The 12,373-nt window shown below is 65.9% G+C and carries 28 protein-coding genes; 20 read left to right on the forward strand and 8 right to left on the reverse strand.

Annotated features, from left to right (window positions below; translation table 11 throughout):
* Positions 1 to 5: 5 nt before the first annotated feature.
* From NSQ78_RS08985 to NSQ78_RS09015, 7 genes are read right to left on the reverse strand one after another with little or no spacing between them, the layout of a single operon-like run.
* On the reverse strand, positions 6 to 248 hold the full coding sequence (locus NSQ78_RS08985; RefSeq protein WP_149902057.1) for a hypothetical protein: 243 nt from the start codon (positions 246 to 248) through the stop codon (positions 6 to 8).
* Positions 248 to 652, reverse strand: a complete 405-nt coding sequence (locus tag NSQ78_RS08990; protein ID WP_149902058.1) for a hypothetical protein — start codon at positions 650 to 652, stop codon at positions 248 to 250. Before NSQ78_RS08990 ends, NSQ78_RS08985 begins: the two co-directional genes overlap by 1 nt.
* A complete protein-coding gene (locus NSQ78_RS08995) occupies positions 645 to 821 on the reverse strand; it encodes a hypothetical protein (RefSeq protein ID WP_188348113.1) in 177 nt (58 codons plus the stop codon). The genes NSQ78_RS08990 and NSQ78_RS08995 overlap by 8 nt, the downstream gene beginning before the upstream one ends.
* Positions 818 to 1,006 carry a hypothetical protein gene (locus NSQ78_RS09000; protein ID WP_149902059.1) on the reverse strand — a complete coding sequence of 63 codons (189 nt, stop codon included), beginning with the start codon at positions 1,004 to 1,006 and terminating at the stop codon, positions 818 to 820. The genes NSQ78_RS08995 and NSQ78_RS09000 overlap by 4 nt, the downstream gene beginning before the upstream one ends.
* A complete protein-coding gene (locus NSQ78_RS09005) occupies positions 1,003 to 1,275 on the reverse strand; it encodes a hypothetical protein (protein ID WP_149902060.1) in 273 nt (90 codons plus the stop codon). Before NSQ78_RS09005 ends, NSQ78_RS09000 begins: the two co-directional genes overlap by 4 nt.
* Positions 1,272 to 1,487, reverse strand: a complete 216-nt coding sequence (locus NSQ78_RS09010; RefSeq protein ID WP_149902061.1) for a hypothetical protein — start codon at positions 1,485 to 1,487, stop codon at positions 1,272 to 1,274. The genes NSQ78_RS09005 and NSQ78_RS09010 overlap by 4 nt, the downstream gene beginning before the upstream one ends.
* Entirely contained in the window at positions 1,484 to 1,720 is a 237-nt protein-coding gene (locus tag NSQ78_RS09015; protein ID WP_149902062.1) for a hypothetical protein, read from the reverse strand. Before NSQ78_RS09015 ends, NSQ78_RS09010 begins: the two co-directional genes overlap by 4 nt.
* A gap of 360 nt (positions 1,721 to 2,080) precedes the next feature.
* Between NSQ78_RS09015 and NSQ78_RS09020 the strand changes: the two genes are divergently transcribed.
* A complete protein-coding gene (locus NSQ78_RS09020; protein WP_149902063.1) occupies positions 2,081 to 2,485 on the forward strand; it encodes a hypothetical protein in 405 nt (134 codons plus the stop codon).
* Positions 2,486 to 2,593: 108 nt separating this feature from the next.
* Here the strand turns inward: NSQ78_RS09020 and NSQ78_RS09025 are convergent, their stop codons facing one another.
* A complete protein-coding gene (locus NSQ78_RS09025) occupies positions 2,594 to 3,298 on the reverse strand; it encodes a S24 family peptidase (RefSeq protein ID WP_223224849.1) in 705 nt (234 codons plus the stop codon).
* A gap of 91 nt (positions 3,299 to 3,389) precedes the next feature.
* On the opposite strand from NSQ78_RS09025, the gene NSQ78_RS09030 reads away from it, so the two are divergent.
* The 19 genes from NSQ78_RS09030 (at position 3,390) to NSQ78_RS09120 (ending at position 12,372) form a co-directional block, all read left to right on the forward strand.
* The gene (locus tag NSQ78_RS09030) at positions 3,390 to 3,878 is read left to right on the forward strand and encodes a YdaS family helix-turn-helix protein (RefSeq protein ID WP_223224850.1); all 489 of its coding nucleotides are present in this window, start codon (positions 3,390 to 3,392) and stop codon (positions 3,876 to 3,878) included.
* A 207-nt stretch (positions 3,879 to 4,085) separates the two neighbouring features.
* The gene (locus tag NSQ78_RS09035) at positions 4,086 to 4,529 is read left to right on the forward strand and encodes a phage regulatory CII family protein (RefSeq protein ID WP_149902065.1); all 444 of its coding nucleotides are present in this window, start codon (positions 4,086 to 4,088) and stop codon (positions 4,527 to 4,529) included.
* The gene (locus NSQ78_RS09040) at positions 4,526 to 4,837 is read left to right on the forward strand and encodes a MarR family winged helix-turn-helix transcriptional regulator (protein ID WP_049441629.1); all 312 of its coding nucleotides are present in this window, start codon (positions 4,526 to 4,528) and stop codon (positions 4,835 to 4,837) included. Before NSQ78_RS09035 ends, NSQ78_RS09040 begins: the two co-directional genes overlap by 4 nt.
* A gap of 22 nt (positions 4,838 to 4,859) precedes the next feature.
* Positions 4,860 to 5,735, forward strand: coding sequence for a helix-turn-helix domain-containing protein (locus NSQ78_RS09045; protein WP_223224851.1), 876 nt, complete (start codon positions 4,860 to 4,862; stop codon positions 5,733 to 5,735).
* The gene (locus tag NSQ78_RS09050; RefSeq protein ID WP_223224852.1) at positions 5,674 to 6,303 is read left to right on the forward strand and encodes a hypothetical protein; all 630 of its coding nucleotides are present in this window, start codon (positions 5,674 to 5,676) and stop codon (positions 6,301 to 6,303) included. The genes NSQ78_RS09045 and NSQ78_RS09050 overlap by 62 nt, the downstream gene beginning before the upstream one ends.
* Positions 6,304 to 6,492: 189 nt before the next feature.
* Entirely contained in the window at positions 6,493 to 6,711 is a 219-nt protein-coding gene (locus NSQ78_RS09055) for a hypothetical protein (RefSeq protein ID WP_149902068.1), read from the forward strand.
* Positions 6,711 to 7,001 carry a hypothetical protein gene (locus NSQ78_RS09060; protein ID WP_149902069.1) on the forward strand — a complete coding sequence of 97 codons (291 nt, stop codon included), beginning with the start codon at positions 6,711 to 6,713 and terminating at the stop codon, positions 6,999 to 7,001. The genes NSQ78_RS09055 and NSQ78_RS09060 overlap by 1 nt, the downstream gene beginning before the upstream one ends.
* A complete protein-coding gene (locus NSQ78_RS09065; protein ID WP_149902070.1) occupies positions 7,001 to 7,369 on the forward strand; it encodes a Ref family recombination enhancement nuclease in 369 nt (122 codons plus the stop codon). The genes NSQ78_RS09060 and NSQ78_RS09065 overlap by 1 nt, the downstream gene beginning before the upstream one ends.
* Positions 7,366 to 7,569: a hypothetical protein gene (locus NSQ78_RS09070; protein ID WP_149902071.1), complete on the forward strand. Its 204-nt coding sequence runs from the start codon at positions 7,366 to 7,368 to the stop codon at positions 7,567 to 7,569. Before NSQ78_RS09065 ends, NSQ78_RS09070 begins: the two co-directional genes overlap by 4 nt.
* Positions 7,566 to 7,901: a Lar family restriction alleviation protein gene (locus tag NSQ78_RS09075; RefSeq protein WP_188348114.1), complete on the forward strand. Its 336-nt coding sequence runs from the start codon at positions 7,566 to 7,568 to the stop codon at positions 7,899 to 7,901. The genes NSQ78_RS09070 and NSQ78_RS09075 overlap by 4 nt, the downstream gene beginning before the upstream one ends.
* Positions 7,902 to 8,040: 139 nt before the next feature.
* Positions 8,041 to 8,313: a hypothetical protein gene (locus NSQ78_RS09080; RefSeq protein ID WP_149902073.1), complete on the forward strand. Its 273-nt coding sequence runs from the start codon at positions 8,041 to 8,043 to the stop codon at positions 8,311 to 8,313.
* Entirely contained in the window at positions 8,313 to 8,888 is a 576-nt protein-coding gene (locus tag NSQ78_RS09085) for a hypothetical protein (protein ID WP_149902074.1), read from the forward strand. Before NSQ78_RS09080 ends, NSQ78_RS09085 begins: the two co-directional genes overlap by 1 nt.
* Positions 8,885 to 9,118: a hypothetical protein gene (locus NSQ78_RS09090; RefSeq protein WP_149902075.1), complete on the forward strand. Its 234-nt coding sequence runs from the start codon at positions 8,885 to 8,887 to the stop codon at positions 9,116 to 9,118. The genes NSQ78_RS09085 and NSQ78_RS09090 overlap by 4 nt, the downstream gene beginning before the upstream one ends.
* Positions 9,108 to 9,521 carry a hypothetical protein gene (locus tag NSQ78_RS09095; protein WP_149902076.1) on the forward strand — a complete coding sequence of 138 codons (414 nt, stop codon included), beginning with the start codon at positions 9,108 to 9,110 and terminating at the stop codon, positions 9,519 to 9,521. Before NSQ78_RS09090 ends, NSQ78_RS09095 begins: the two co-directional genes overlap by 11 nt.
* Positions 9,518 to 10,225: a hypothetical protein gene (locus NSQ78_RS09100; protein ID WP_149902077.1), complete on the forward strand. Its 708-nt coding sequence runs from the start codon at positions 9,518 to 9,520 to the stop codon at positions 10,223 to 10,225. Before NSQ78_RS09095 ends, NSQ78_RS09100 begins: the two co-directional genes overlap by 4 nt.
* A 2-nt stretch (positions 10,226 to 10,227) precedes the next feature.
* On the forward strand, positions 10,228 to 11,082 hold the full coding sequence (locus tag NSQ78_RS09105; RefSeq protein WP_149902078.1) for a hypothetical protein: 855 nt from the start codon (positions 10,228 to 10,230) through the stop codon (positions 11,080 to 11,082).
* An 89-nt stretch (positions 11,083 to 11,171) separates the two neighbouring features.
* The gene (locus tag NSQ78_RS09110) at positions 11,172 to 11,837 is read left to right on the forward strand and encodes a glycoside hydrolase family 19 protein (protein ID WP_149902079.1); all 666 of its coding nucleotides are present in this window, start codon (positions 11,172 to 11,174) and stop codon (positions 11,835 to 11,837) included.
* Positions 11,834 to 12,160, forward strand: coding sequence for a hypothetical protein (locus tag NSQ78_RS09115; protein ID WP_149902080.1), 327 nt, complete (start codon positions 11,834 to 11,836; stop codon positions 12,158 to 12,160). The genes NSQ78_RS09110 and NSQ78_RS09115 overlap by 4 nt, the downstream gene beginning before the upstream one ends.
* Complete coding sequence (locus tag NSQ78_RS09120) at positions 12,157 to 12,372, forward strand: hypothetical protein (RefSeq protein WP_043034789.1); 216 nt, start codon at positions 12,157 to 12,159, stop codon at positions 12,370 to 12,372. Before NSQ78_RS09115 ends, NSQ78_RS09120 begins: the two co-directional genes overlap by 4 nt.
* Position 12,373 lies beyond the last annotated feature (1 nt).

Here is a 12,373-nt window from a genome sequence, read left to right on the forward strand (position 1 = left end):
GGGGGTCAGTGGGTGTCGTCGGCGGGCAGCGGTGTGGGCGCTCTCTCTGCCGCGCGCTGCCGCATCTCGCCGCGGAACGCGGGCCAGTTGCGCCGCAGGTCGCGCACGCCGCACCAGGTGAAGAAGACAACGCCAGCACCAAAGGGCGGGAGGAGGGAGCCGGCGCCGGTGTAGATGGCGCGCGCGAGCAGCGCCAGCAGCAGGCCGACGACGATGGCGCAGTAGAAGGGCAGGGCCAGGTGGCGCATTACTCGGCCTCCTGCCGCAGGCCGTAGTCGGCGAAGCGGTGGAACGAGCTGTTGACGATCTTCCAGTAGTTGCTTCCGGCGTCGGCGCGGCCGATCCAGTCGGCCAGGAAGTTGATCAGTTCCTGCTTTTGCTCGGCGGTGATCGAGCCCAGGAAGTCCTCTGACGCCTCGCCCAGTTCGTCGTATATCTGCGTCTGCGCCCAGTCGATGAACGCGTCGGCGTCCAGGTGGCTAGCCGGATAGAACGGCTCGCATTCGCCGATGTGCACGCCCGGCCTCAGTTCGCCGGCGTCGGCGATGCGCAATTCTCGATCAAAGGCGGCTTTCATGGCCTCCTCGATCGATCCGAAGTGGCCGTGGTAGGTCTCTTCATCGAAGGACCAGCTGTAGGTGGGCTTATCCATTGCTCTGTTCCTTCGGGAGGGTGGTCATTGGGGTGATCGTTCCGTCGGCCGCGACCTCGGCCACGACGGTTGTGTCGGTGCCGGCGGCCAGGTCGAGGCCGATACGGGTTGGCGGGGTGATGGGCGGGATGCCGACGGCCATGGCGTCGAAGAAGTCGGGGTCGTTCACGCGGTGCCCTCTTTGGCGCGAGGCGCCGGCTTGCGCTGCACTTCGCTCAGGCTGCGGTGGCAGAACTCGCACTGGCCCTTGCCCCAGCTTCCGCCGTTCCACCGGTGGCGCTCACCGACAGGCTTGCCCGTCTTGGGACTTCTGCCACCGAACACCCGGCAGCTATCGACGACTGGGCGGCTCATGCGACACCGCCTTTGACTCGGAAGAGGGCAACGGCGCGCCGCGCCCAGGCTTCGCGCGCCGCCTGGAACGATTCGTGATCGCTTGGCGAGTTGAGCCACCGGTCACGCGCTTGGTCGTAGCCGTCATCGGCTGCAACCAGCGCATCAATGGCCTCGGCCGCTTCCTGCAGCGCGTCGGCGTAGCGGCGGGTGTCAGCGCCGTCGTCAGCCGCTCCATGGAGCGCGCTCACCGCGTGGCGGATGGCCGGGATCCTGGAGGGGGCGCTCATGCAGCACCTGCCTGTGCGCGCGCTGCGCGGCGAGCTGCGGCGACGGCGCCGGCTGCGCTCTTGCCCTGCCGCAGGACGGCATTGGCGGCGATGCTGGAGGCGATGACGACCTGGTAGGGGAGGAGGCCCCAGCGGCGCCCGGCTCGGGCGACGACGCCGGCGGCGGCAGCCGCGCGCTGAGCGTTGGAGTGGTGGGCGAGGACGGCGCTCATGCGGCCACCGCCTGCTGGAGCGCCAGCGGCTTGGAGCGGGCGATGGTGGCGACTTCGGTCGCGCCTTCGTCGATGGCGTCGGCGCAGACGGCAAGGTGTTCGGCTAGCTCGCGGGCCTCGGCCGAGGTCAGGCTGAGCAGTGCGGAGCCTCCGACCTGGACGACAACGGTGCCGGCGTGGGGCCGGGATTCGACGCGGGCTGCGCCGCGGCTGGTGCTGGTGAAGGCGGCCATTGCTCAGGCCTTCCTGCTGCTCACGCAGCTGCTGAAGGCCTCGCCGAACGCGGCCGCGAAGGCGGCGGCGATGGGGCGGAGGTTGGCCCAAAGGGGCCGGGTTGCGGTGCGCATGCTGGTCTCCAGCGCCCTGCCTCTGCTGGGAGGCTTCATGGGCGACTGGCGACCAAATTAGCGGAAAGCTATTCTTTGAGCAATAGCGTAAGGCTAATTTCCGTTCGAGAATTATGAACAATGTGTATTTTGTTCATAATCAAGTTCGCGTGAACCCGCTGGCGGATACCGTCGGGGCTTGCCAGAATCGACCTTCACGCGCACGTGCGCGTCTGGCCTAACCACTTACACAACCAGGGGACAGGGATGAAGAGGAACATTGCTGCGGCACTGCTGGCCGCAACGCTCGTTGGATGCGCGACCACCGGCCAGAGTTCGGCTGCTCTAAAGCAGGAGTTCCAGAGCGGGATCCAGTCCTGCGAGGGGCAGGCGCAGTGCGACGCAGCCTGGGAAGCGGCTCAAGTGTGGGTAGCTCAGAACAGCCGCCTTAAGATTCAGACTGCCACCAACGTTCTCATCGAAACTTATGGCAGTGGGCAGTACGATCCCACACTTGCAATGCGTGTCCTCAAAGAACCGCAAGGCGCTGGCAAGTATCGAATTGTCTTCAGTGGCGGCTGCAACAACATGTTCGGCTGTCAGCCCAACGTGTTCGACGCAGGGGTCAGGTTCAACGAAGCGATCAAAGCTGCAGTGCAGTCATCGCAGTAAGGAACCAGGCCACGCTTTGCTGATCTGGCGGCATCGGCCAAAGGATCCCCGGCATCGGGGATCCTTCATCCGCTACAGCCCGCCTAGGCGTAGGTATATCCCTGCAAGCTAGAACTTGCGCAGGCCGGCATGGATGAGGGCCTTGCCCAGCACGGACAGGTCGCCAGGGTCAAGCCTGTACGCGGGGAAGTCAGGGTTGATGCTTACCACGTAGAGGCCGTCGCCGCGTTTCTGCAGCATCTTTATCTGCGTTTCTCCACCGATGTTGATCAAATAGTAGTCATCGCCGTCGAAGTAGTCGCAGCTGGTGTCGATCCAGACAATGTCGCCATCTTCGAGCTTGGGCCGCATCGACGGGCCGCGGCCAGTAATGATCTGGATGCGCCCCGGCCGGGGTAGGTATCCCAGCTTCCGCCGAACCTCCCACTCAGCCACTTCGATGGTCTGCACTACTTCTGGGTAGTCCTGATTTACAAGCCCAATGCCCATCCCAGCACCCCCTTCGAACAGTTCGAAGCGAACGTAGCCGGGAGGAGTCTCAGTAGTTGGGACGGCAATTGAGGGATCGGCACTTACTTCATGATCGGTGTCGATCCAGCCATTTGGCAGGCGCAGGGCCGCCTCGATCGCGCGAGCGGTAGCGCCCGACATCACTCTGGGCTTCCCGGTCTTGGAGTTCTTCGATCCGTTCACCCACTGGCTGATCTGGGCAGGATTCTTGACGTTTGCAGCCTCAGCGAACTGGCGTTGGCCGCCATGGCGGGCAATAAGCGTGCGCAGGTTGTCCCTGCGAATTTCATCAACTGGTCGCATAGGTCTATTGGAAAGCCGAAGGCTAATTTCTCCAACTAGCCAAAGGCTATTGCGCTTCGGATAGCTTTAGGCTAATTTGACGCTCATGGACATGAGCGCTCTCGATAAAGCGGTATCTGCGGCTGGCAGCCAGCTCGCCTTGGCCAACCTTTTGGGCATCAAGGCTCCCTCAGTCTCCGGATGGTACGAGCGGAAAAGAGTCCCGGCAGAGCGCTGCATTGCTATAGAGCAAGCCACCGGTGTCTCCCGGCATGAGCTTCGGCCCGACGTGTTCGGCCTTGGCAGCGGAAGTGAGCCTGCCGCCGTAGTGCCACCGACAGTCGCGGAGCAAATCCGCAGCGAAGTCGACAGCCGCATGAGCAAGCGCGCGCTGCGCGCCCGGCTTGGCCTGTCGACGGACAGGCAGCTGGCGAAGGTGCTGCAGCTGCCGACCGAGCAGGTCGAGTCCTGGGCGGAAGAGGGCGCCTTGCCTGCGCTGCCGCAGATCCAGCGCCTGCTGGGCGTGCAGGAACAACCGCAGGCGCAGCCCGCGCCGCACGACCCCGATGAGAACCGTTACGCCCCCCTGGAGGTTGCCTGACATGCGCGCGCTGAAGCGACGACTGGCGATCCATCGCCGGCTGCGGGCCTTCCAGCAATGGGAGGTGTTGGCAATGCGGCTGATTTCCGGCAGCGGGGGGAACGCGCTCCGGGCGCCGTAGGCGCCTGCCATCCATGAGTAGTTGATGTCCATGGCGCACATGTTGCGCCGCACGAATGCCTGAAACCACGTTCACGAGAGCCCCGAATGAACATCATCGACGCAGCCCACAAGACCGTGCATGCCTATCCAGGCGGTAGCGAGTCTCTGGCACCGCGCATTGCCATGTCAGCGGCGGTGCTCCGGAACAAGGTCAATCCGAACAACTCCACGCACCACCTGACGCTGGTCGAAGCCAGCGAGGTGATGGGCGTGACCGGCGACTACCGAATCCTGCACGCCTTGGCCGGCGAGCACGGCTACACGCTGAGCAAGATGGAAGGCAGGACCAGCGGCAGCCTGATCGGCGCGCTGCTTGCTGCCGCCGGCGCCAAGGGCGACCTGGCCGAGGCCATCGCCGAAGCGATGGCTGATCAGCGGATCACGCCGAACGAGTCCAGCACCATCGCGCAGCACTGCTCGCGCTTGCAGGAGATCTTTGCCGAGCTTGCTCGGCATGCGGCGAACGCTGCTGCGAGGGATGCGCAATGAACCATCCGGCACGTTCCAGCGACCTGAGCACCAGCCACGACGCAGCGCACTACGTGGTCGCCAGCGGCCTGCAGGCGCACCAGCACGACCAGAGCGCCAAGGCGGTTACCGACTATCCGGGCATGACCAGCAACGAGCTGGCCCAGGCCACCGGCTTGGACCGATACATGCTGGCCCGCCGTCTGCCTGAGCTGATCAAGGCCGGCCGCGTTTGGCGCGGCCCCAACAAGCCGTGCGCGGTCAGCGGCCGCACCGCATGCACCTGGTGGCCGGTCGCCCCGGGGCAGAACCTGGCGCTGGGGATCTGACGTGAGCGCACGAGTTACAGGCATGGTCTTCGACCGCTACCCGAACGGCGGCGGCGAGATGCTGCTGGCGCTGGCGCTGGCCGACCACGCGCACGACGATGGCACGCACATCTTCCCGTCGATCGCGCGGCTGGCCGAGAAGACCCGGCAGTCGGAGCGCTCGGTGCAGTACCAGCTGCGCCGCATGGAGCAGTCCGGCTGGCTGGTGCTGGTCAACGCCGGCATCGGTGGCCGTCGCAGCGGGTTCGGCGAAGGCGGTCGTACCCGCCAGTACCGGATCAACCCTGAATGGATGAAGGGTGCAGAAATTGCACCCTTTGCAAAGGGTGCAAAACAGGCCTCCGAAGGGTGCAAAACGACGCACGAAAGGGTGCAAAACAGCGTCGAAAAGGGTGCAACAGCTATTGCACCCGAACCAAGAGCAACCAAAAGCAACCAAGAGCAACCCTCACACCGCGAGTGTGAGCGCGAGGCGGATCCGCTGGCGCTGACCACCGAGCAGGTCGACCGCGAGCTGGCCGTGTTCGGCAGCACGCCGACCGGCGTCGACCGCGAGCAGCTGGCCCGGTTCGTCCGCCACCGCGCCGCGATCCGCCGCCCGCTGTCGGTCCAGGGCTGGCTGCAGGTGCGCCAGCAGTTGCTGGACCTGATCACCGCCGGTCACGACCCCAACGAATCCCTGAAGCAGACCATGGCCGCCGGCCTGTCGCTGCCCGTGATCCCTGTCGCCCAGCCATCCGCAGGAGCAACCCATGCAAGCCCTCAACACGGTTCTGCCGACCGCACCGAGCAGCTCGAACAGCAGTTCTACGCCCAACGCCGAGGCGGTGGCCACGGTGGCGGCGCTGGGTTCGAGCCAGGCGATGTCGTCGACGCCGAGTTTGCCGTCGTCGGCTGAGCCGCTGAGCGAGTCGCAGTCGGCCTACCTCTGGGAGTTCTGGAAGCAGATGACGGCCATGTTCCCGGGCAAGTGGGAGCGCGAGAACGGCGCGGCGCCGTTCAAGAAGGACGGCAGCCTGACCATCGCCGCCGGCACGTGGTTCCAGGTGCTGAAGGGCCGCAGCCGGGCCCAGCACGCTCGCGGCATGGCCTGCTGCCTGACCGAGGGCCGCGAATGGCCGCCGAACCCGCCGCGGTTCCTGACGATGTGCCTGGACATTCCGGTCATGGCGGCGGTGGAGCGAGAGATGGCGCCGGGCCGGCCGCAGAGCGGCTTCACGGTGCTGGTGCGGTCGCTGTTGGACCTGCACGTCTATGCCTCGGCCGACCACGGATCACAGCAGCGCCGGATGCTGGAAGAAGCCTACACGCGCGCTGTCCAGCACGTGGTCGACGGCAAGCCGCTGCCGCAGCCGGTGCTGGCGATAGAGCAGGAAAAGCACGGCGTCCGGCCGGTGCGTGACCGGGAGTCGGCGCGCGCTGCGATGGAGCGGGCAGCGGCCGAGCTGAACTTCGATGGTGACTGAAGCGGAGCTTGCCCAGGCCGAGCAGGCCGGGCGCTGGGCGCGGGATGCCTGCCGCAGCCGGGAATCGGCACCGCGGTACGAGATGGGGCAGGAAGGTGTGACGCGGCGACGCCGCTGGCAGGCCGGATGGGACAAGCGGGACCAGGAACTGAGCGCCGCACGGCGCAGCACGACGAGGAACAGACGCTGATGGACTTCACCAACTACAGCACGCGCAGCAGGTTCGCCAAGGAGATCAACGCCGGCTACTCGGCGCGGCTCAACGGCCTGCGCCTGAGCGACAACCCGCACCTGGTCTGGACCGAATGCGAGACCGAAGACGGCGCCAACCGCAGGGCGGGGCCGCTGAGCGAGAAGGCGGAAGCCTGGCAGCACGGCTGGTGGCTGGCCGACCAGGGCGCGCGTTGATGAAAGGGAAAGCGCTCCTGCAGCAGTTCACGACCGATGAGCTTCTTGAGGAGCTTGTGCGCCGACGGACTCAGAAGACCAAGGACCTGGAGGGCGTGCCCAGCTGCGAGGACTGCAAGCACTTCAGGTTCTGGACCAACACGGGGGATGCACCGCGGTCCTACAACCCCTGCGCCAAGAAGATGCGGATGAGCTTCGATATGCCGGAAGAGTGGGAGGGCCCACATGCTGGCATCGGCTACTACCGCCGGGTGTGCCCCCATCGGTCGGCGGTTGAGGCCGCGCGCTGATGTGGTCGAAGGCACCGCCGCCGACCAGGGAGGAAGTCGCCCGGATCGAGCTGGCCAAGACGGGCCCGTGCATGGCCTGCCTGGCGCTGCAAATGCAGGAGCTGCTGGAGCCGGAGCTGGTGGTCTACGGCTGCGACTACAACCACTCCAAGAGCGGGAACGTGCGGCGCGGTCACATGTTCGGCTACGCCCTCTGCAAGTGGCACCACATGCGGCATCCGCTGGAGGGGAACACCTTCGCGACGATGCGCCAGATCTACGGCCCGAGCCTGCTGGATGGCTCGCGGACCTTCCACGAGACGTACGGCTCCGACGACGAGCTGATTGCAAACCAGACCTACATCAACGAACTGAGGGCGGCAGCATGAAGAAGACGAAGGCCATGGCGCCGAAGATCAACCCCCAGGGTGCGCCTCGCGAGCGGCGGATGGACCACAACACGGTGTCCCGGCCCAAGCGAGCCAAGGTGCGTTTGCTCGCCGATGGCCCGGCCGAGACGGTGGAGCAGTTCGAGGCGCGCGGCGGGCAGGTGCAGCGCCTGACGGCCAGCTGGGAGCGTGCAGCGTGACCGCCATCGACCTGAAGCCGTGCCCGTTCTGCGGCTGCCACGACATTGATCCCGAAGGCTGGGCCAGTACCGACAGCTCAGGCCCCGCGTGCGACAACTGCGGCGCTGGCGCGGGAGGTGTCAGCAGCACGCTGCAGGAGAACATCGAGCACTGGAACCGTCGTGCCGCGTCGGGGGCCGACTGGAAGCCCATCGCTGATGCTCCGCAGGACGGCACGCGGCTGATGCTGTGGGACTCGGCGAGTAAGCGGGCGGTGTTCGGCAGCTGGCGCGGTGGCAACCCGGCGATCACGCACTATGCGGCCGAGCCGGCCGGCCCGGAGGTGGCCTGATGGCAACCAAGCCTTTTGTGGCGGGATGGGCGCTGATCCTGATCGGAGCCTGCGGGAATGGACCGTGGTGGGCGAACGCCGCGGTTGGCCTGATCGGTGTGCTTGTTGTCAGGTCGTGTAGCCAGAAGGAGCGCAGTTGATGGACGCCATCGAGAAGCGGGCGCGGGAGCTGCTGGCTCAGGCTTTCGGCTGTGAGCCGGGGGAGCTTTTGCCAGTCGAGGTCAGGGCAGTTCGTGCGGTCCTTGCCTACCATGCCGCCCTCACGCCGCCGGAGGGCTACGTGCTGGTGCCGGCGGAGCTGCCCGACATGGGCGAAGCCCCGGGGTTCGTAGAAGGTCACTACAGCCGCAGCAACTGGCGAGCCGCAATCGCTGATTTGCAATGGCTCGGCGCTCGCCCGGAGGTGCCGTGATGGACGGGCAGGTCCTCACCCATGCCGACCTGGTGAAGATCGCCGGCCGTTGGCTGCGGAACACCGCCGGTTGCTCGGTGGTGTTGGAGGAGCTGTGCGCCGCCACAGGCAACTGCGAGGACCCGGACGCTATCGGCTGGTACACGGGCCGCACGATGCTGGTCGAATGCAAGGCGAGCCGATCCGACTTCGTGGCGGACCGAAAGAAGCCGTTCCGCGCGGATCCGTCGCGCGGGTTGGGGATGTACCGCTACTTCCTGGCGCCCAAGGGGCTGCTGCGACCCGAGGAGATGCCGGATCGCTGGGGGCTGCTGGAGGTGTCCGGCCGGCGCGTGTTCCGGACCAAGGGCCATGAGCCGGGGCAAGGCTACTGGCGCAATGAGGACCCCTGGTGCTTCACCCCGAGGTTTAACGACGGCGAGGTGCAGATGCTCCTGTCGGCCATGTCCCGGATCAAGGTCAGGGTCGGGGCCAGCGATTTCCATTCGATGCTGCACGAGCGGCTGATGCGCCCCGTGATCGACCCGCGGTCAAACGCATCATCCATGGCCGCATGGGCCGAGGTGAAACCATGAGCCAGCAACCCGCCGATCACCACCGCAGCCGCGAGCCCGGGTGGCCGAACTGGGGCCGGCAGAACCTGACGTTGACGACCGCGCTGCGGATTGTCCGCATGTACGGCGACCGTCTCCCATCGGTTGCGCAGCTGCGGGCTGACTTCGGCGTCAGCCGGGCAACGGCATTCCGTTGGCGCGCGGCCTTTCGCGATGCGGTCGAGCAGCACGAGGCCGCCCATGCAGGCTGACCGCGCGCTGGAGCTTGTTCTGCCCTGGCCGAGCAAGGACCTCTCTCCAAACGCCCGTGTGCACTACCGGGTAAAGGCCGCGGCCACGAAGATCGCCCGGCAGACTGCGGTGGTGCTGGCGCACGAGGCGGGTTGGCGCGCGCTGCAGCTGCCGGCGGGGAAACTGCACCTGTGGGTGAGCTTCCACCAGGCGCCGGGGAAGGCGCTGCCGGACGACGACAACATGCTGGGGCGGTTCAAGGCGTACCGGGACGGCATCGCCCAGGTGCTGGGCATCGACGACAAGCGGTTCATCAGCCACCCGGTTGTGAGCAGCGAGCGCCGGCCGGGCGGCCAGGTGGTGGTGCGGATTACGGGCGGGCCGCCGTCGGCCGGCCACTCAACGACAGGGGATCGGGCATGAATCCACGAGAGACTATGGCGCGGCTGGGGCCGAGCACGGTGAAGTTCGACATCGGCCGGGGAGGCGGGAAGCCCGACCTGACGAACCAGGACATTGCCGCGGCGCTGGGCATGGTGCCGGCTGGGTTGGGCCGGGAGCTGCTGGAGGCCTGCTGGTGGCCGGACGGTGCGGCACTGCGCCGACACAAGCTACGGGACGCGGTGATCGCGCTGGTCACGCCGGAGCTGCAGCGCCAGCAGCGCCGGCTGGCTGAGGCCCGGACGGATCTCGGCTTGGCCGAGGTGTGCATCGGCTGGGGCGGCGCGGCGACGGCGGAGCAGCGGGCGAACCGTGACGCAGCCCAGCAGCGGCTGGGCCGGATCAAGGCTCAGTGCTGGCCGATCAGCACCCTGGAGTCGCTGCCGACCCTGGCGGCGGCAGTGATCAGCGAGATCGCCAAGCGGCCGCACTGCGCGGCCTGCGAGGGCAGGGGCCAGGCTATGGTTGGGGAGCTGCTGGTGCCGTGCAAACTGTGCGGCGGGTCGGGGTTGGGCCCGGTCAGCGACCGGCGTCGGGCTGCCGCTATCGGACGGGACCAGTCGACCTACCGGGCGAAGTGGCGCGGGGTCTATGAGTGGCTGCTGCAGAAGATGACCGAGGCGGAGCAGGAGGCCGCCTGGGCGCTTATGATCGCGCTTGGGAAAGGAGAATCAACGGCGGCGTAACCATGGATAGCAAGAAGCGTAGAAGGGTCTGGGCGGCAGTCCTTGTTGTTGGTGCTGTATGGGCATTTCTCCGGCGACCTACAGTAACGTTAGCCATGGTCTATGCGCTGTACTGCTATTCCGAACGAATCTTCGGTGTGGCGCCGCTCAAAATGTATGAGCTGGGCGAGATCGTCGCGTCGAAACCAGAGGCGGCCTTGGCGGCCGCCGGCACTGTCGTGGCGGTGGCCTCGATGCTCGCATTCAAGCGGGTAAAGCGATTGGATCTGGAGCTTGCCGCTGCGGCAGACATATCGCTGGTCTTGAAAGACGGTATGGACATGATGACGAGGTTGCGGGGATTCGCAACCGGCGTGTATGAAGTTCGCCAGTTGCTTCTTCCCTTTGACCCGGAATGCCAAATGGAGCCGGAAGAGGCGCGCCGACGGATGGACGAAATCACGGCGAGGTGGACTGTTCTGCACGCAAAGGTCCCACAGCTGCGAACGGACCAGTCTGAAATGTGGCAGCTCAGCAGTCGGATACTGGATATTGAGCGGCAGCATGGCGTAGTCATCAAGGCAAGGATGTTGGCTCCTTACGCCCTGAGCAAAGCTCAGCCACTGGCCCTCCAAATGGCAGAGAAGGCTGGCTTTCACCTTCCAGCCGAACAGGATAGCGTCGGATTTTACTTGGACTGCCTCGAAGTGTACGGCGGCATTTCAATCCCTGAGTTCTTGGAGGCAGACGAAAAGGTATGGACAAGGTTTCTGGAATGGATGGGCGCGGCATCCGCCATCGGGTCATCGTCGATTGCGTTACCTTCCGCGGTAACTGCCGCGAGGACTGCATGGACGATCGCGACGCTGCGGGATTGATGCTCCCGCACATCTAGGGGTAAATTCACTAGCATCGCGCACGACCCGACCCCGGCCACCCAGCCGGGGTTTTCATTTTCGGACCCGCCATGATCCTGACCGCCTCGACAATCCAGCAGGCGGTCGGCTGCAGTGCCGCCGTCGCCGCCCAGTGGGCCCAGCCCCTGACCGACGCCTGCACTGCGTACGGCATCAGCACCCCGAAGCGGGTGGCAGCGTTCCTGGCGCAGGTTGGCCACGAGTCGGCAAGCCTGACCAGGACCGTGGAGAACCTGAACTACGGTGCGCAGGGCATGGCCGACACATGGCCCAGCCGCTACGCCGTTGACCCCAAGGCCAAGCCGAGGAAGCCGAACGACCTGGCGCGCGCGCTGGAGCGGAGACCGGTTGCGATCGGCAACAACGCGTATGCCAACCGGCTGGGCAATGGCTCGGAGGCGAGTGGCGATGGCTACCGCTATCGCGGCCGTGGTCCTATCCAGAACACCGGTCGGGCCAACTATGCGGCCATCCGCGACGCTCTGCGGGCGAAGGGTATCAAGGGCGTGCCTGACTTCGAGGCTAAGCCCGAGGAACTGGAGCAGCCGAAGTGGGGCGCCCTTGCCGCCGGAGCATTCTGGGATGCCCGATCCCTGAACAAGCTGGCGGATGCCAGCCGTTTCGATGAGATCACCGAGCGAGTCAACGGTGGGCAGACCGGCGCTGCTGACCGAAGGGCGCGCTACGCCCGCGCGCTGAAGGCACTGTCCGCATGACGCCGAAGAAGAAGGGCGCCCGGCTATCGCCGGTAAGTCAGCTGCAGGGCGTGCTGGTGGTGTTGGAGAGTCAGAAGGCCAAGAGCCCCACAGCCGAGCTGCTGCTGGCCATTCGTGAGATGGTCAGCGACGCGCTTGCGGTGTTGCAGGAGCCTGATCCGACCAAGCAGCGCATCGCATTCGTGCTGCTGGCTGTTCAGCAGTCCACCCAGGTGGCCATCAAGGAAGTGCGAGGAAAGCGCCTCACGCGCGTGACCATCATCGACCAGCAGCTCTACCACTGGGCGCTGGAGGAAATTCATTCACTGGCAGGTGCCGCATGACCTTCGCGACCCGCAACATCGGCGCCGCTCGCGTCGGCATCGCCGTGCTGGTGCTGTTCCTGCTTGGGATGGCCATGGCCGCCCTGATCGCAGTGGCCATTCCGCCGGAGAACAAGGACTCGTTCGGCATGCTGATCGGCGGCTTGAACAACGCGACCGGCATGGTCATCGGCTACTTCTTCGGCATGACCCGCAAGGGGCCGGGAGCCTGAA

This window comes from Stenotrophomonas sp. FSL W7-1447 (assembly GCF_037966425.1).
Taxonomy (GTDB): Bacteria; Pseudomonadota; Gammaproteobacteria; order Xanthomonadales; family Xanthomonadaceae; genus Stenotrophomonas; species Stenotrophomonas pavanii.

Coding starts and splice junctions, on each gene's coding strand:
- NSQ78_RS08985 (WP_149902057.1), bottom strand. CDS start 248: ATGCGCCACCTGGCCCTGCCCTTCTACTGCGCCATCGTCGTCGGCCTG.
- NSQ78_RS08990 (WP_149902058.1), bottom strand. CDS start 652: ATGGATAAGCCCACCTACAGCTGGTCCTTCGATGAAGAGACCTACCAC.
- NSQ78_RS09000 (WP_149902059.1), bottom strand. CDS start 1,006: ATGAGCCGCCCAGTCGTCGATAGCTGCCGGGTGTTCGGTGGCAGAAGT.
- NSQ78_RS09005 (WP_149902060.1), bottom strand. CDS start 1,275: ATGAGCGCCCCCTCCAGGATCCCGGCCATCCGCCACGCGGTGAGCGCG.
- NSQ78_RS09010 (WP_149902061.1), bottom strand. CDS start 1,487: ATGAGCGCCGTCCTCGCCCACCACTCCAACGCTCAGCGCGCGGCTGCC.
- NSQ78_RS09015 (WP_149902062.1), bottom strand. CDS start 1,720: ATGGCCGCCTTCACCAGCACCAGCCGCGGCGCAGCCCGCGTCGAATCC.
- NSQ78_RS09020 (WP_149902063.1), top strand. CDS start 2,081: ATGAAGAGGAACATTGCTGCGGCACTGCTGGCCGCAACGCTCGTTGGA.
- NSQ78_RS09025 (WP_223224849.1), bottom strand. CDS start 3,298: ATGCGACCAGTTGATGAAATTCGCAGGGACAACCTGCGCACGCTTATT.
- NSQ78_RS09030 (WP_223224850.1), top strand. CDS start 3,390: ATGAGCGCTCTCGATAAAGCGGTATCTGCGGCTGGCAGCCAGCTCGCC.
- NSQ78_RS09035 (WP_149902065.1), top strand. CDS start 4,086: ATGAACATCATCGACGCAGCCCACAAGACCGTGCATGCCTATCCAGGC.
- NSQ78_RS09040 (WP_049441629.1), top strand. CDS start 4,526: ATGAACCATCCGGCACGTTCCAGCGACCTGAGCACCAGCCACGACGCA.
- NSQ78_RS09045 (WP_223224851.1), top strand. CDS start 4,860: ATGGTCTTCGACCGCTACCCGAACGGCGGCGGCGAGATGCTGCTGGCG.
- NSQ78_RS09055 (WP_149902068.1), top strand. CDS start 6,493: ATGGACTTCACCAACTACAGCACGCGCAGCAGGTTCGCCAAGGAGATC.
- NSQ78_RS09060 (WP_149902069.1), top strand. CDS start 6,711: ATGAAAGGGAAAGCGCTCCTGCAGCAGTTCACGACCGATGAGCTTCTT.
- NSQ78_RS09065 (WP_149902070.1), top strand. CDS start 7,001: ATGTGGTCGAAGGCACCGCCGCCGACCAGGGAGGAAGTCGCCCGGATC.
- NSQ78_RS09070 (WP_149902071.1), top strand. CDS start 7,366: ATGAAGAAGACGAAGGCCATGGCGCCGAAGATCAACCCCCAGGGTGCG.
- NSQ78_RS09080 (WP_149902073.1), top strand. CDS start 8,041: ATGGACGCCATCGAGAAGCGGGCGCGGGAGCTGCTGGCTCAGGCTTTC.
- NSQ78_RS09085 (WP_149902074.1), top strand. CDS start 8,313: ATGGACGGGCAGGTCCTCACCCATGCCGACCTGGTGAAGATCGCCGGC.
- NSQ78_RS09090 (WP_149902075.1), top strand. CDS start 8,885: ATGAGCCAGCAACCCGCCGATCACCACCGCAGCCGCGAGCCCGGGTGG.
- NSQ78_RS09095 (WP_149902076.1), top strand. CDS start 9,108: ATGCAGGCTGACCGCGCGCTGGAGCTTGTTCTGCCCTGGCCGAGCAAG.
- NSQ78_RS09100 (WP_149902077.1), top strand. CDS start 9,518: ATGAATCCACGAGAGACTATGGCGCGGCTGGGGCCGAGCACGGTGAAG.
- NSQ78_RS09105 (WP_149902078.1), top strand. CDS start 10,228: ATGGATAGCAAGAAGCGTAGAAGGGTCTGGGCGGCAGTCCTTGTTGTT.
- NSQ78_RS09110 (WP_149902079.1), top strand. CDS start 11,172: ATGATCCTGACCGCCTCGACAATCCAGCAGGCGGTCGGCTGCAGTGCC.
- NSQ78_RS09115 (WP_149902080.1), top strand. CDS start 11,834: ATGACGCCGAAGAAGAAGGGCGCCCGGCTATCGCCGGTAAGTCAGCTG.
- NSQ78_RS09120 (WP_043034789.1), top strand. CDS start 12,157: ATGACCTTCGCGACCCGCAACATCGGCGCCGCTCGCGTCGGCATCGCC.